Below are 17,020 nucleotides of genomic sequence, written 5' to 3' on the forward strand. Positions count from 1 at the left end.
GTTACCGGCCGCGCGACCTTTCGGCCTCGCGTTGATTACGAACCTAACCCCGTGGCGGTGGCAGATACAAGCTGCAAGGCATACGGGATACTTATATGCGGCTAACAACCGTTGCGGCGATTAGGGTTTTACTGCTTGGCGGACAGGATCCGGCGAGCGCGACACGCGGGCGGCGGGTAAGCCCGCGGATGGCGGTTCATCACGAGGAGACAGCGCTGCGACACGCGGGCGACGGGCGCTTCGCGGGCGGCGGGCGCGACACAAGGGAGACAGCGAGCGCGACACGCAGACAGTGGGCGGCGCGGAGCAAGGGGGCGGCGCTGCAGCCGAAGGACAATCGGCGACAATCGTGGACAATCGGCATCGGCGATGGCGGATCTGTTTTGGCACAGCACCCAACTACTCGCTGCGTACTGTCTGTGCATGCGCCGACATACACAACTCACCACATCACCGCTAAACCATCAGACTCCCGGGATGAAAACAGTGATTACGTACGCCCCGGCATACGAAACCCACCACATCGTCATTGAATTGCTTGACCACCCGATGATATTTACCGATTGCGCATGCCCCGACATACACAATTCGTCATGCTTCGGCTCACTGGATGGCGTCATCCCCAGTGCATTCAGCGAAGGGACATATTGATGCGGTTCATCGTGTGAGTCAATCCTCACACAACAAGAGGCGACAGTCTGTGTGGCAAATTCCTGCCAACGGACCGGTCATCATCATGTGAGCCAATCCTCACACAACGGCACGTTGACAAGCCGGACCAGACCAGGCGATGTCAAACCGTCACTGTGTGAGCGAATCTTCACACAACGGACCCCCGACCAGCTCAATCAGCTGATTCCGACCAACGGAACGGTCACTGTGTGAGCCGATCCTCACAAACCCGCACCTCCAGCCGCCGAATCCGGCGACCTCAGCCTCCTGACCCGTCACTGTGTGAGCCAATCCTCACACAACGGAGGCCTGGCTAGCCCTACAGGACGATTCCAACCGCCGCACCGGTCACTGTGTGAGCGAATCCTCGCACAACGGCACCGCCCGGCGAGAAGGAAGCCACATCGAGCTCTCACCTGTCTGCGTCCGCAACAGCGGCGAGCAGCCGCGCGACGTTTGCGGCGGTGGCGGCGAGGTTGTCAGCGGTTTCGCGGCACGCATCCGCAAGGGACTGCGGTTCGCGGATGATCGGGAACACCGCGTCGATGCCGCACGCGTAGAGATCCGCGGATACCGATCGATCGGCACCATCCGGAACACCAGTCCCGGTAACCAAGGAATCAATGCCTCCAGCCGTATCAGGACTTCCCACAGCCGTATCAGGACTTCCCACAGCCGTCTGCGGCACTGCGGCCACCCCGCGGGCGACTGCTCCTGCGAGCGCCACAACCACGATGCGCGGATTGGCCTGTTTGACGATTCGGGCGACGCCGGCCGGGGTTTTGCCATAGGCGGTCTGCCCGTCGATACGCCCTTCCCCGGTGATGCACACGTCCGCCGTCCCCGCCCTGTCCGCCAGTCGCGACGCTGTTGCGACAAGCTGGATGCCGGGTTCGACGGTCGCGTTCGTGAAGGCGAGCAGTCCTGCCCCGGTTCCGCCGCCGGCACCGGCTCCGGGAACCGCGGCGACAGAACGCCCTAAATCACGCTCAATAACCTGCGCGAACCGGACGAGCGCGTTATCGAGTTGCCTGACCATGCTTGGGGTCGCGCCTTTTTGAGGCCCGAATACCGCGGACGCGCCGGTCGGTCCGGTCAGCGGGTTGGTGACATCGGTGGCGATGCGAACCACCGTATGCGCGAGTCGGTGGTCCAGGTGGGCGGTGTCGATATGGTCGAGTCTAGCGAGCGCCGCGCCACCCGGTTCCAAGTCCCGCCCGTTCGCATCCAACAATCGGGCACCGAGCGCTTGGGCGATGCCCGCCCCACCATCGTTGGTAGCACTGCCGCCAAGCGTGACGATGATCGTCCGCGCCCCGTCATCCAGCGCATGCCGAATCAGCTCGCCCGTGCCGAACGTACTGGCGTGCAACGGGTCGCGCGTCTGCTCGTCCACGTACTGCAGTCCGCTGGCACGCGCCATCTCTACCACGGCGACACGCCCGGATTCGGCGGCCATCGCGCGCGGTGCATGATCACCGCTGTGCGAGCCGCCGGCACGCAGGCCTCCGTCATGCGGGCCGCCCTCAATACCTTGGATATCCCCGAAATTCTGCGCATCCCCGTCAGCAGGCGCATCCAACAGCCCGTACTCCGCACGGACAGGCCTCATAAGCGGGTCGTGGACCATCGCGCTGCGACGCCGTCCACCTACCGAAGCCAGCAGCGCATCCAGCGTTCCCTCTCCCCCATCCGCCATCGGTGTGATATCGCAACGCGCCGACGGACAAGCCGACATCGCCCCGCGTGCGACCGCATGACACGCCTTCACGGCATCAAGTGAGCCTTTGAACGAATCCATCGCAATGAGAAACTTCACGACTCAAGCCTATGATGAGGACGCAACCAGCCGCCGCACCCGCCAAACGCGACCGCCGGCGGCCACACACGCGAGCAAAGGAGCCAACGATGTCACCAATCACTCCAGACACATACACTCCGTCCCCCGACCGGTACGAGGCCATGCCATATCGCCGTAGCGGCCGCAGCGGCTTGAAACTGCCAGCCATCAGCCTCGGGTTCTGGCATAATTTCGGCGATTTCTCGTCATTCGACACGATGAAACAACTGTGTTTCACCGCGTTTGACCATGGCATCACGCATTTCGACCTCGCCAACAATTACGGGCCGGAACCCGGCAGCGCCGAGAGCAACGCCGGCAGGATCCTCCACGATTATTTCGGCGCCCACCGCGACGAGCTGATTATCAGTACGAAAGCCGGCTTCGACATGTGGCCGGGGCCGTACGGCGACCATGGAAGCCGCAAATACCTGCTCGCCAGCCTTGATCAGAGCCTGACGCGGCTTGACCTCGACTACGTGGATATCTTCTACCACCACTGCCCCGACCCCGACACACCGCTCGAGGAGACCATGGGCGCGCTCGCGCACGCGGTCACGAGCGGCAAGGCGCTGTACGTGGGCTTGTCGAATTATGATGGTCAGCGGCTTGAAGCGGCTGCCGCAATCCTCGATGAGTTGCATGTGCCGTTCATCATCGCGCAAAACCGCTATAACATTCTTGACCGGACCGTGGAACGCAACGGTCTGCTCGATGCCGCCAGACGACTGGGCAAAGGGCTCATCACCTACAGTCCGCTCGACCAAGGGCTGCTCACCGACCGCTATCTGGACGGGATTCCCGCGGATTCGCGCGTGGCCCGCGACGGGCGGTTCCTCACCGAAGCCGATGTGGCACGCACACATGACGCGATTGTCGCGCTGAATGCAATTGCGGCGAGCCGCGGGCAGAGCCTGGCCGATATGGCGTTGGCTTGGCTGCTGCGGAAACGCGAAGTGACCAGTGTACTGGTGGGAGCATCTCGACCGGCGCAACTGCTGGACAGCATCGGCGCATTGCAGGGGCCGGACTTCACGGACGAGGAGCTCGCCGCCATCGACCGGATCGCCCGCGACGGGCGGTGAGCATCGGCGCGAGCATCTGCGCAAGCCGCATCGGCAGCAACGGCGGCACCGACGGCAGAAGCAGCAAAGGCAGCGACAGCAACGCCCCTGTTTCTACCGACGCTCACAACGGCCTCAGCGTCGGCAGAAACAGGGACGGGCGGGCACATACACAAACTGGCTACGCAAACACGGCCACCAGCATCACCAGTTTGAGACAATACACAAACCGGCTACACCGGGGCACCTCCCAGCATCACCAGTTTGTAAGGTTCGGGAGCGCCGCCACCCGGCCAGACGCCACCTTACGGCATCGACTTCGCCGTCACCGCCCCTGTTTCTACCGACGCTGAGCGGCCCGTCAGCATCGGCAGAAACAGGGGTGGGTGGACACATACACAAACCGGCTACACAAACACGGCCACCAGCGTCACCAGTTTGAGACAACACGCAAACTGGCTACGCCGACACACCTCCCCGCGTCACCAGTTTGTGAGGTTCGGGAGCGCCGCCACCCGGCCAGGTGTCACCTTACGACACCGACAACGACAGGATGACGAAAAAAGAGAAGGGCCCGGAAGCCGGGCCCTGAAAGGAGAGAAAAGAAAAGAAGAAATTGTTGGAACCGAGAGAAAAATCCCGTCGACTTCATCAACATAATTCAGCATACCGAAGTCACCTTGGGTTTACGATATGTTTCCCTGTGAATACCCTGAGCTTCACACAGGAAACACTCAGCCTTGTGTGTCTTATACCGACCCAATCAAGTCAACCCCAACACACCAAGTATGTAACCCGCGCATGTCATCCGCCGAATCAACACCGCCATGTCAGACACACCATGCACAATGGGCGGCATGAACACGTTGGGCAATATTCTGTGGCTGATTTTCGGCGGACTCGCACTCGCTGTGGCATGGGCGATTGTCGGCATCGTGCTGTGCGTCACCATCATCGGCATCCCGCTGGGCATCCAAGCCTTCAAAATGGCAAGCTTGACACTGACCCCATTCGGCAAATCCGTGGTGTACGGCGGTGGCGTCGGCTCATTGCTTGCCAACATCATCTGGGTGGTGCTGGTCGGCATTTGGATGGCGATCGGCTATGTCATCGCCGGCGTGCTCAATTGCATCACCGTCATCGGCGTACCATTCGGTATTCAATCGTTCAAAATGGCGAAACTCGCGTTGTGGCCGTTCGGCGCGCAAATCCAATAATCCCGGGTTACGGATTCAGGGTTACGGATTTCCGATTACGATTCCCGATTATGGATTCCCGATTATGGATTCAGGATCCGCAATCAGGAATCCAGGATGACTTCGCCACTTCGCTCGCACGGCGAGATATCCGGCCACTCCAAGACATCAACGACTTCCAGCCCGCACCAGCCATCAGACTTCATCCGGCGTCAGACTTCATCCGCCGTCAGGCACCCCAACCTCAATCCCAACTACGCATGCTGCCACGCGAACGGCAGATGCATGAACTCCGGCACCTTATACCATTTGACCGGATACCCGGCACCATGCGCGCAGAACACCGAATCCGGCGTATTCTCCAGATCCGCCTCGGGATCATACCCGATTGCAGCGATGACAGCATCCTCATCATGGCACTGCCGATACCCCGCCGACACGCACGTCAACGAGCCGCGCCCATGCGTGTACGCGTTGACATCCATCGCATAATCACGCATCCCCTCAACAGGCGCCTCGCCTTCCAGCACCGCCATCATGCCGTCGTTTTCAGGCGGGTCGAACTCGCCGCTCATCCGCTGGATATCCGCCATCGCATGCCCCACCTGGTCGGCAGGCAACTCCAAACGGAACCGATACCACGGTTCAAGCACATGGCAATACCCCGCCTGACGAGCCTGCATCAGCCCTTCACGAATGGCGCGATACGTAGCCTGACGGAAATCACCACCCTCCGTATGCTTGTCGTGCGCCCGCCCGGTCAGCAAGGTGATGCGCATGTCGGCAATCGGAGCGCCAATAAGCACGCCCAGATGCTCACGTTCGCGCATATGCGTCATGATGAGGCGCTGCCAGTTGCGATCCAACACGTCCAAACTGCAATCACTGGCGAATTGGAGACCGCTGCCGCGTTCCAGCGGCTCAAGCAACACGTGGACCTCCGCATAATGGCGTAAAGGCTCGAAATGCCCCACACCTTCCACCGGCGCGTCAATGGTCTCGTGATACACGATGCCGCCACGGTCGAACACGACTTCGATACCGAACCGCGTGCGCAGCAGTTCCTGCACGATTTCCAATTGGACGGCGCCCATGAGTTGCACGTGAATCTGTTCGAGCCGTTCGATCCACCGCACGTGCAACAGCGGTTCCTCGTCTTCCAGTTCGCGCAACGCGCCCAACAGCTTGTGCGTGTCCGTGCCGTCGATCGCCGTAACCATGTAGGTGAGCACCGGCTCCAGCAACGGATGAGAGGCGTCGGGTTGCGCTCCGAGCCCCTGCCCGGGCACCGTACCCTCCAATCCTGTCACCGCGCATACCGTGCCAGCGGGAGCGGACTGCTCAATATCGTATTTCGCGCCGGAATATCGCCTGATTTGATCGATTTTCCCGTATGGTTCGATAACGCTTTTCACCGGTAGTTCGCCGCCGGTCACTTTCAGCCAAGTAAGCCGATTGTGCTGCGCATCATGCGAAATACGGAAGATGCGAGCGCCGAAATCCTTGCCGTAACGCGGTTGAGGGGCGTATGCGGCGAGCATATCCAGCAGGTAGCGGATGCCGTGCAATTGCAGCGCTGACGTCCACACGCATGGGACGAGCGTGCGTTGCGCGATCATCCGGCTGATGGTCGCGGGGCTGATGCTGCCGGTATCGCAAAACTCGTCGAGCGCGGATTCATCGAGCGCGGCGACATCCTCATCGTGTTCCATTCCATCGTGTTCCATGCGGGAAGCGGCAGAAGAACTCGAGACGGGCGCAGACGAATCGGCGGTCATGGTGTCATTCGACGCATGAATTGCGGCTGCGGTGTCCGCTGTCACCGGTGTATCCGCGTCATCGGTAATATCGGCGGAATCATGCGATGAACCGGCATCAACGCACGCATCGCCGAACCGTTTGCGGATGTCGGCAAGCACATCATCGCGCGATATACCGGCAGCGAGCGCATCGATCTTGTTGATGACGATGACAGTCGGCACATGGTAGCGTTCGAGCAGCCGCCACAAGGTTTCCGTATGGCCTTGCACACCATCGACGGCGGAAATGACCAGCAGGGCGACATCAAGCACGCCGAGCGTCCGCTCCATATCGGCGGCGAAATCCACATGTCCGGGCGTATCGAGCAACGTCAGGCGCATGCCGGGGTAATCGAGTATCGCATCTTTCGAATAAATGGTGATGCCACGCTGTTTTTCCAATGCGTCGGTGTCGAGGAACGCGTCGCCGTGATCGACACGACCGAGTTTGCGCACTTGGCCGCTGACGTAGAGCATCGCTTCGGACAGTGTGGTTTTGCCCGCGTCCACGTGGGCGAGCACGCCCGCAACGATCTGCTTCATTCATGCTCCTGTCGATTGGCAAACAGCGCTGAGTGGCGCCTGACCACCTATGGTAGAACGCCGCGACGTCATCGTGCCCGGGCATGGTATGCAAGACCGGTATACACGGCAGCCCGGCGGCTAAGCAGTTCAGCAGCCCGGCAGACCACAGACCGCAGCCCGCAGCCCGGCAGCTCCGCAGCCGACGAAACCCGACAGCCGACGAAACCACAAAGCCCTCCCCCCAACCTTCTGCCGACGCTGACAGAGGTCTTAGCGTCGGTAGAAGCAGAGATGTGGGTGAGCACATACACAAACTGGCTACGCCGGGGCGCTTCCCAACGTAGCCAGTTTGAGATAATACACAAACTGGCTACGCAAACACGGCCACCAGCGTCACCAGTTTGAGACAATACACAAACTGGCTACGCAAACACGGCACCAGCGTAACCAGTTCGAGACAATACACAAACTGGCTACGCCGGGGCGCTTCCCAGCGTAACCAGTTTGTGAGGTTCGGGTGTGCCGCTACCCGGCGAGGTGCCACCTTACGGCACCGCACCTTACGGCATCACGCCTTGGCGACAGCGACCTCGAGTTCCTCGGCGGAGTCGCTCGGCTTGATGTCAAGCGTCGTGGCGAGCGTCTCGTGGGCGATCAGGTCACGGAACTGCTCAAGCTTCGGCGCATCCGCCGCAGGAACGGTCAGGGTCAGCACAATCCGGTCGGCGATATTGAAATCAGCCTCCTTGCGGGCATCCTGCACGGCACGGACCGCGTCACGCGCGTAGCCTTCGGCCAGCAGATTGTCATCAAGCGCGGTGTCGAGAATCACGAACCCGCCGGACGGCAGGGCCGCGGACACCGAATTGGCGGCTTCGGCGGCATCCTGCTCCTCCACGCGGTTGATGACCTCGAACTCACCGGCCTCCAGCGCGATTTCGCCGTTCGGGGTTTCAACCACGGGAGCGCCGGTCGCGTCATCCACATGCCATGCACCGGTCTTGGACGCCTTGATGGCGAACTGCACCTGCTTGCCCAGACGCGGGCCGGCGGCACGCGCGTTGACCTTGAGCTGGTGGATGATCTTCAAGCCGTGTTCAGGCGCATCCTCGAGGGTCGAGAAGTCCACGGACTTCACGTTGAGTTCCGTCTTCAAAATCTCGACATAATCCTCGACCGCCTTCGGGTCAGCGACCACGACAGTGAGCTTGCTCAACGGCTGACGCACGCGAATCTGCTCCGCCTTACGCAACGACAGCGTCGCAGAGACAACCTCACGCACCTGATCCATTGCGGACACCAGCGCGTCATTCGCCTTGAGCACGAGCCCAAGTTCCGTAGGCTCGCCGGTCTTCTCGTCGGCGAGGAACGGCCAATCCTCAAGATGCACCGATTCGCCGCCGGTGAGGCCGCGCCACACGGTTTCCGCTTCCATCGGAGCGAGCGGGGCAAGCACCCGCATGAAGGTTTCCAGCACGGTGTACAACGTGTTGAACGCGTTCTCATCCTCATTCCAGAAACGGTCACGCGTGTTGCGGATATACCAGTTGGTGAGCACATCGATGAAATCGGTGACCGCCTCGCACGCGTCGGAAATCGCGAAATCATCCAGCGACTTCTCCACACGCTCAACCAGCAGGCGGGTGCGAGCCAGCAGATACTGGTCCATGCGCGGCAGACTATCAACCTCGTCCGCGCGCAGGCGACGCGCATCGAAGCCCTTCCCACCGTTCGCCGCATTCGCGTACAACGTGAAGAAATAGTACGAACTCCACACAGGCAGCATGACCTGACGTACAGTGTCGCGGATACCGTCGGAGGTGACGATGAGATTACCGCCACGCAAAATCGGCGAGCTCATGAGGAACCAACGCATCGCATCGGAACCGAATTTGTCGAACACACCGTTGACATCCGGATAGTTGCGCAAATGCTTGCTCATCTTCTGGCCGTCGGAGCCGAGCACGATGCCGTGGCAGATGACGTTCTTGAACGCCGGCTTGTCGAACAGGGCCGTGGCCATGATGTGCAGCGTGTAGAACCAACCGCGAGTCTGACCGATATACTCGACCACATAATCACACGGGAAGTGCTGTTCGAAGTATTCCTTGTTCTCGAACGGATAGTGGAACTGGGCGAACGGCATGGAGCCGGACTCGAACCAGCAGTCGAGCACGTCGGTGATGCGGTGCATCTGGCTCTTGCCAGTCGGATCGTCCGGGTTCGGGCGCGTCAGACGGTCGATGTACGGGCGGTGCATGTTAATCTCGCCCTTGTCATCGCGCGGATAGTCGCCGAAGTCGGCCTTGAGCTCGTCCAGCGAACCGTACACGTCGACACGCGGGTACTTCGGGTCGTCGCTCACCCACACCGGAATCGGGCTGCCCCAGAAGCGGTTGCGGCTGATGGACCAGTCTCGCGCATTGGCGAGCCACTTGCCGAACTGGCCGTCTTTCACATTCTCCGGAATCCAGTTGATCTCCTGGTTGTGCTTGAGCAGACGGTCCTTGATCTTCGTGACGGACACGAACCAGCTGGACACCGGCTTGTAGATCAACGGGGTGCCGCAACGCCAGCAATGCGGATAGGAGTGCACATAGCTCTTCTCCTGGAACAGCAAAGCGCGATGCTCCTCGGGGATGCGGGCGAGCGGACCGTCACCGGCACGCAGGTTACGCAAAATCGGCAGGTTCGCGTCGAACACGAACATGCCCTCGTAGTCAGGGGTCAGCGAGTTGAACACGCACGCTTCGTCAAGCACATCCATGGACTTGATGCCCTTGGCGTTGAGCGTGTTCATATCATCTTCACCATACGGTGCCTGGTGCACGAGGCCGGAACCTTCAACCGTGTCGACATAGTCGGCGGTGAAAATCTGGAAGGCGTTCGGGCCGGGGGTGCCACCTTCGGCGAGCGCCTTGTCGTCAGCGAAATACGGGAAGACCGGCCAGTAACGCCAGCCTTCCATCTCGGCGCCTTTGAGTTCGCGCACGATCTCATAGTCGTCGCCGAGCTCCTTGGCGTAGGCCTCAAGGCGCGGCTTGCCGATATAGAACTTCTTGCCGGCGAACTTGCCTTGCGTCGGGCGCACTTCGACATAGTCGATGTCAGCGCCGACGACGATGGCGAGGTTGGTAGGCACAGTCCACGGGGTGGTGGTCCAGAACACGGCGTAGGCATCGTCCTCGTCACGCAGTTTGACGGCCACGGATACGGTGGTGTCCTGCCGATCCTGATAGACGTCGGCATCCATGCGCAGTTCGTGGTTGCTCAGCGGCGTGCGGTCCTTCGGGCAATACGGCAGCACGCGGTAGCCTTTGTAGGCGAGGCCCTTGTCGTACAGCTGCTTGAACGCCCACATGACGGATTCCATGTACGGGGTGTTCAGGGTCTTATACCCGTGGTCGAAGTCCACCCAACGGCCTTGACGGTGCACGTATTCACGCCATTCGTTGGTGTATTTGAGCACGGAAGCACGGCAGGCGTCGTTGAACTTGGCGATGCCCATCTTGTTGATGTCGTCGACCGAATCGATGCCGAGTTCCTTCTGCGCTTCGAGCTCGGCGGGCAGGCCGTGCGTATCCCACCCGAAGACGCGGTTGACCTTGTGGCCCTTCATGGTCTGGTAGCGCGGGATGACGTCCTTCGCATAGCCGGTCAGCAGGTGGCCGTAGTGCGGCAGACCGTTGGCGAACGGCGGACCGTCGAAGAACACGAACTCGTTCTGGCTGTGGTCGCCGGACGGGCGGCGTTCTACGGATTTGTTGAAGGTGTCGTCGGTGTCCCAATAATTCAGCACCGATTCCTCGAGCTTAGGGAAATTCGGGTTCGGCGCGACATTGGCGCTTTGCTCGCCGGTTGATGCCTTGGGATACACGTGATCGGTGGTTTCGCTCACCATATTCTCCTCGACTGGCTGGTTGACATTGCCACGAGGACGACGGGGCTTACGCTTCCGCCGCGGTACCACCTCGCTTGCCGCGCATTGCCGGGAACCGGTTGTGTGCGACCGCTTGTGTCCGGCTGTTTCGGGCCGGACCCGTCGGTTCTACTGGGGGTTTGGCGTGTGCCGTGCCCTGTTCTTCCGAAGGCTCCCCGCTGATGACGGATCATCGCCTCATACAGCCGCCATGATAGCACCGCGGGCGGGACGACCGAGCGACTCACAGCGAACGCGCGATTCGATGCTGTCCTCCCCACCTTCTACCGACGCTGAGCGGACTCAGCGGCATACTCACAATCCGGTTACACTGAGCAGCATCCCAGCGTAACCAGATTGTGGGGGAATGCGCGATTCGATGCCGCCCTCCACCTTCTACCGACACTGGCGGGGTGCTGAGCGTCGGCAGAAACAGAGATGGGACTTCTGCACAACTGAGACCGGCGGAGCTGCTTGCTCACAAACTGGTTACGCTCACGGACCGCTTTGCGTAACCAGTTTGTGAAGAGATACGCGATTCAATGCCGCCCCCACCACCTTCCACCAACACTCAGCGGACCCAGCGGCACACCCACAAACTGGTTACGCTCACGGACCGCTTTGCGTAACCAGTTTGTGAAGAGATACGCGATCCGATGTCGTCTTCTCCCACCTCCTACCGACACTGAGCGGACTCAGCAGCATACTCACAATCTGGTTACACTCAGCAGCATCCCAGCGTAACCAGTTTGTGGGGGAGGATGCGCGATGGGCGGCCCGGCTCAACACGCGGCTGCGACGGACCGCCCGGCTCAACACGCACGCGCGACGAGACGGGAATCAGGCTCGCTGGCCGGCTCGACGCAAGCGACGGGCGATTTCGGCGCACAACAGCGCGGCGATGATGGCGATCAGGCCACCGCATATCAGCGAGCGCGAGGTCGAAGACCCGCCGGTGAACGGCAGCGCGGTAACCACCCGCTCATTGGTGAAGCTCAGCTGATTGGCACTGGACTTGCCGGTATCGTCGCTGGCGCTGGAATCGTAGATGACTTTCGCCGGGCTCAGCGTATTGCCGTCATCGTCGACCACCTGCGTGACCTTGATGCCCGCCTTATTGCCGAGCTGGCGTTGCGTGACATCGGTGACCGTATCGCTGACGGTGACGCTCACCCGATAGACGGCCTTCGAGTATTTCACGCCGGTCGCACCGTCAGTGCCGCCCGCGCCAGCGGCACCGCCATTCGCACCGTTTTCACGGATTTCATACACGTAGGTCTTGCCGGCATCTGCCGCCGTGAACGGGAATGCGCCGAATGAAGCAGAACTCGTAGACCCGTCCGCTCCTTTCGACAGTGTCAGCGTCGCGTCCCTCGGCAGCGGTCCGGCGCCATCTGCTGACCCACCGTCGTCGGTCGCGCTCAACGCGGTCATCGTGAACGTGTATTGGGCGCCTGCAGGCCACCCGCCTTCAACGGTTTTGCTTACTTTCACCGCGGTGGTCGGCACGGTGGTGTTGGCGAACACCGGCGGGGTGGACGTGTCGTACACCACGGTCGCCACGAGCTGGTTCGGATCGGATGCGGAACGCACGACTCCCACCGAAGCAGTATGTTTTGTCGTGTCGTACAAGGTGGTGCCTGATGCCGCACCGTTGGGAACATTCTCCGTGATCGTGTACTGGTAGATACCGACCTTCGTGTAGGTGATCTTCCCGAAATCGATGGCGCCGTTGTCCCCGTTCGGGACGGTCCTGCTCTGGACGGTGGTGGTGTTGCCGTCATCGTCCGTGAGTGTCGAGGTCGTGGCACCATCAGGCATGGGCGCGCTGCCTGTCGGGTCGGTCAACGTGAAGGAATACTCTCCGGATGTCGCTGCCACGCCGTCCTTGGTTTTGCTGGCGGTGATGGTCGCGGTTGCAGGCGTCACCGGCTTGGTGGTGTTGTAAATCTTCGGGAAATGCTTGGTGTAGGCATCGCCTTGGTCGGGCGTCGCCACGAGGTCGAAGTTCGAGGCGTCGTCGAAATTATCTTCCGTGATGGTCACACCGGCCTTGGCGTGGTAGATGGTGCCGTCCGTCACGCCATCCCAGCCGTATGCCACATAGTCTTTGTTCTGGTCGTCGGCGCTGGTCTTGTCTTGGTCGACGACGACCATCGCCCTCAAACCGGTCACGCCGTCCTTGACGACTTTCTTCACCAACACGCTCGCCGTGCGGTCGGTGGTGTCGTAGGTGATGGTCGGGTCACCACCATCGATCTCGCGGAAGGTATACGTGAACTTGGCAGAATCCTTGCCGTTCAAATCCGCGAGCGTGATCGGCACCGTGAAGTCGATCAGACCGCCGTCGCCGTTGGTCACCGTCGTGTTCATCAGCTTCGGCGCGTTGCCGGATGGGGTGACGGAGAAAGTGAACTGGCCGGCTTTCGCGGGCTGGCCGTCGAGCAGTTTTGTTGCTTTGATCTGCACCCAACCGGTGGTGGTCGTGTTCTGGATGACCAGCAACGCGTCGGTACCTGCATAACTGACGGATGCGGAGAGCGTGTTGTCGCTGTTGCGCGTCACGGTCACTTTCGCCGCATAGACATTGCTGTCATACACGATGTTCGGGTCACTGCCGGTGACCTCGTGGATGGCGTAGGTGTACACGCCAGGGTATTCGAACGTGATGTCGCCCCACGAGGCGTGGCCTGCACCCTGATTCGATGTGGTCGCGGTCGGCGTGCCGTTAATGTCCTTCGTGGTGTCAGCGGGCATCGGCAGGCTCACTGCGTTGCCGTCGAGGTCCACCGCATCCGTGGACACCGGTTGCAGTTCGAAGGAGAACTGGCCGTCGGTGGTCGCGGGGATGCCGTCGAACATCTTGGTCAAACGCAACTGGGCTGTGGTCGGCACAGCTTTGACATACATGTTGTTGAAGCCTGCGGGCGCGTCCCCGGCATCGTAGCTGACCGTGTCGCTGAGCTTGTTGGTGTTCGGGTCACGCGTCACGGTCACCGTGATGGAATGGGATGAGGTGTCCTTGGTGATGTACGGGTCGCTTGGCGTTTCCTCGGTCACCGTGTACCGGTAGGTGCCGGCTTGTGAGTAGACGATCGGGCCGAAGTCGATCAGACCGTTCTCGCCGTTCGCGGTCAGGCAGTAGATGTCGCCGTTCTCATCGGTTGCCGGGCTCGCGCATGTCGAAGGCATCGGCGTGTCTTTCGCCGCCGTGATGCGGAAGGTGAACTGCCCCGTTGATGCTGGTTGGCCGGCGAGCGTCTTGTAAGAATAGAGATGTTCTTTGATGTCGTCAGGCTTGATTGTCGTGTTCTTGAAGGTCGGCGGATCAGTGGACTCCGTGCCGTCCACGCTGTAGGTGACGGCGGCGGACAGCTTATTCGTCGCCTTGTCGCGCGTGACCTTGACGGTCACCAAAACCGAGGTGGTATCATAGGCGATCCCGGCATCGGCGCCTTTGCTTTCGGTCATGGTGTAGGTGTAGGTGCCTTCGGCGGTGTAGCGGATGGTACCGAAGTCAATCGAACCGTCGCTGTTGGCGGGAATGATGCGCACGGATCCGTTATTAGTAGAATCAGCGGGCATTGGTGTTGTACTATCGTTCGCCTGCAAGGTGAAGAAGAACCTGTTGGAGCCGAATCCGGTTTTGCCGTCCAGCGTCTTTTTCGCCGAGATTGTCGCATCCACCGGTGTCGGCGCGATGGTCGTGTTAGCGAACGCATTGCTGCCGGTGCCAGTGGTGACCGTGCCGTCTGAGGCCTTCTTGCTGTAGGAGACCGCCGCGTTCAACTCGTTGGTGGTGTCGTCACGGGTCACGGTGACGGTCGCGGTCACCGTGCCGGTGTCGTAGCTGATGCCGGCGTCCGCATCGTCAGGCTTGATTTCGGTGATGGTGTAGGTGTAGGTGCCCGCTTTGTTGAAGACGATCGGGCTGACGATCGCCTTGCCGACCGAATCGTTGGTGATGGTGGTCGCCCCTCCAGCGGTGACGCCTTGCGGCATCGGCGCGTTGTTGTTCGCTTGGACCTTGAAGCTGTAGGCGCCTCGCTCCGGGGTTTTGCCGTCGATGGTCTTGGTGACCTCCAGCTGCGCGGTGGCGTCTTTGGTGTACACGTTATTGACCGTGATACCGCCCGTGTCGGCGTAATGCACGGTGGCGACGAGCTTGCCCGCGTTGGCACCGGTGCCTTTGGTGACTTTCACGGTCACCGTGTGCGCAGTGCTGTCATAGCCGACATCGGGATCGTCCCCTGGAATCTCGGCGACCGAATACACATACGTGCCCGGCTGGGTGTACGTAATCGCCCCGAAGCTGAAAGTGCCATCGCTGCCCACGGCCGCGGTGTCGCTTGCCGGAAGCGGAGCGTTCGTGTCGGTGGCGATACGGAACTTGAAGGTACCGAACAGGTTGCGGATTGTCGCATCATCGCCGGTGGTGCCGTATTGAGAAATCGTCTTGCCGTTGATGGTCTTGGTGCCGCTGATTGTGGCGGTCGCGGGGTTCTTGGAATAGTCGATGGAATCGTCGACGATATTGGCTTCCATGGCGGAAGGTGTGATCGTGCTGCTGCCGAGGAGGTTTTGGTAGCGCCGCAACTTTGGATCCGGCTGGAACAGTTCGAGCGCTTCGTTGACCTGCAGCGTATAGCCCGTCGGGTCGATGAGCTTCTTGTACGCTTCGATCATGGCGTCGTTGAACCCGTAGTAATTGCCGGCGGTGGGTTCGACAAGGGATGCGTAGGTCTGGGTCTTGGAATAAGCAAGCCCGCCATCGGTGTAATGCCATACCGCGAGCTGAGTGACCATACGCTGCTGATTGGCGTCGAGCCCGGCAAGCAAATTTGAGGGGTTGTTTTCATTGATGGTCGTGTTGTTCGGGTAGCCGCGTGTAGTGACTGACATGATTCGGCGTGCGAATTCGGTGGCGTCTGAGATGGTGCCATAGCTGTCGGAGGTCAGACGGTTCGCAGCGTTTTTCCACAGCATGGCGATGGAGCCTTCGGCCTCGCCGTATTCCGTGTATTTTTCGGCGCCGCTGAATTGTTCGCCTCGCGGCGTGGTGTTCAAATAGTTGTAGCAGTACACGACCTGGGACTTGCCGCTATCGTCTGTCACGGTGATGGCGGGCAGAGGATCGACTTTCCTGCCGTCGCCGGTGACCGCCACCGCCTGGCGGCTTTCCCACTTTGTTAATTCCTTGTATTCCCAAGCGTTCGTGGTATTAGGGGTGATTACGAATGTGGAGGTCGCTTTCCATTGCTTTGACGTATCGACGGTGTTCTCGTATTCGGGGACCGTGAACGTCACATCAGCCGCGCTGTTGTAGTCTGCCGGCGCTTTGGCCTCATGCAAGGTGTAGGAACCCGCGGCGACTTGGACCGCGAGCGCGGTCGATGCGCTGGTCCAGCTGGCAGATTTGCCGTCCGCGGAGATGGTGACGGCGACGGTGGATGAGCTGTCTTTCTTGATGTAGCCGTCGGTGGTGGTCAGGGTGAGTTCGGCGCCCGGGATTTCCTTGCGAACGCTTTCGCCTGTTGACGACGACACTGAGGTGTCATACTGCGGATTGCCGGCAGCATCGTTGCCCCATTTGTGGATGGTCAGCTTGCGAGTGAGGGGATCCGCGGTGGAGTTCGTCGTCGGGTTGGCCGCAGAAGCTGCGGCGTTTTTCAGGAACGACGTCGGCACGATCATCGCGACGGCGCACAGCACCGCGACGAGAACGATGAACCCACGACGAATCATTGACTTGTGCACTTGGTGTTCTCCCAATTTCGACCGATTGCTGTATCCGGCACATGGCAGTACAACTCATCCCCACCTTGCCGCCGGTCCCACACCCCCTGGTTGGCTGCCATAAGGCGCACAGCACGGGGGTTCTATCATGAAAACCTCGGTATCAAACCGGTCTAATTCTATCAAAACCACCCCCTTCTTTCATCCCCCCGCTGAAAAAGTGTGAGTGAGTTCACACCTGAAAAACTCCTGAAACAACCCCCATCCCC

The 17,020-nt window shown here is 60.5% G+C and carries 6 protein-coding genes; 2 read left to right on the plus strand and 4 right to left on the minus strand.

Going from position 1 to position 17,020, the window contains the following annotated elements:
• Window positions 1–1,084 precede the first annotated feature (1,084 nt).
• A complete protein-coding gene (locus DSM100238_RS01410) occupies window positions 1,085–2,491 on the minus strand; it encodes a glycerate kinase family protein (RefSeq protein ID WP_240812271.1) in 1,407 nt (468 codons plus the stop codon).
• Between the two features lie 89 nt (window positions 2,492–2,580).
• On the opposite strand from DSM100238_RS01410, the gene DSM100238_RS01415 reads away from it, so the two are divergent.
• Window positions 2,581–3,597: an aldo/keto reductase gene (locus DSM100238_RS01415; protein WP_152354934.1), complete on the plus strand. Its 1,017-nt coding sequence runs from the start codon at window positions 2,581–2,583 to the stop codon at window positions 3,595–3,597.
• A gap of 836 nt (window positions 3,598–4,433) precedes the next feature.
• The gene (locus DSM100238_RS01420) at window positions 4,434–4,793 is read left to right on the plus strand and encodes a YccF domain-containing protein (RefSeq protein ID WP_152354987.1); all 360 of its coding nucleotides are present in this window, start codon (window positions 4,434–4,436) and stop codon (window positions 4,791–4,793) included.
• 233 nt (window positions 4,794–5,026) lie between these two features.
• On the opposite strand, the gene DSM100238_RS01425 is transcribed toward DSM100238_RS01420, so the two are convergent.
• The 3 genes from DSM100238_RS01425 to DSM100238_RS01435 all read right to left on the minus strand — a co-directional run bounded on the left by DSM100238_RS01425 (window position 5,027) and on the right by DSM100238_RS01435 (window position 16,772).
• The gene (locus DSM100238_RS01425) at window positions 5,027–7,114 is read right to left on the minus strand and encodes an elongation factor G (protein ID WP_152354935.1); all 2,088 of its coding nucleotides are present in this window, start codon (window positions 7,112–7,114) and stop codon (window positions 5,027–5,029) included.
• A 550-nt stretch (window positions 7,115–7,664) separates the two neighbouring features.
• Window positions 7,665–10,997: a mupirocin-resistant isoleucine--tRNA ligase gene (gene ileS / locus DSM100238_RS01430; RefSeq protein ID WP_167510964.1), complete on the minus strand. Its 3,333-nt coding sequence runs from the start codon at window positions 10,995–10,997 to the stop codon at window positions 7,665–7,667.
• Between the two features lie 858 nt (window positions 10,998–11,855).
• Window positions 11,856–16,772 (minus strand): Spy0128 family protein, encoded by a 4,917-nt coding sequence (locus DSM100238_RS01435; RefSeq protein WP_152354936.1) that lies wholly within the window; start codon window positions 16,770–16,772, stop codon window positions 11,856–11,858.
• Between the last annotated feature and the right edge of the window lie 248 nt (window positions 16,773–17,020).

Source organism: Bifidobacterium apri (genome assembly GCF_009299485.1).
GTDB classification, from domain to species: domain Bacteria; phylum Actinomycetota; class Actinomycetes; order Actinomycetales; family Bifidobacteriaceae; genus Bifidobacterium; species Bifidobacterium apri.

Coding starts and splice junctions, on each gene's coding strand:
- DSM100238_RS01425 (WP_152354935.1), bottom strand. CDS start 7,114: ATGAAGCAGATCGTTGCGGGCGTGCTCGCCCACGTGGACGCGGGCAAA.
- ileS (WP_167510964.1), bottom strand. CDS start 10,997: ATGGTGAGCGAAACCACCGATCACGTGTATCCCAAGGCATCAACCGGC.
- DSM100238_RS01415 (WP_152354934.1), top strand. CDS start 2,581: ATGTCACCAATCACTCCAGACACATACACTCCGTCCCCCGACCGGTAC.
- DSM100238_RS01420 (WP_152354987.1), top strand. CDS start 4,434: ATGAACACGTTGGGCAATATTCTGTGGCTGATTTTCGGCGGACTCGCA.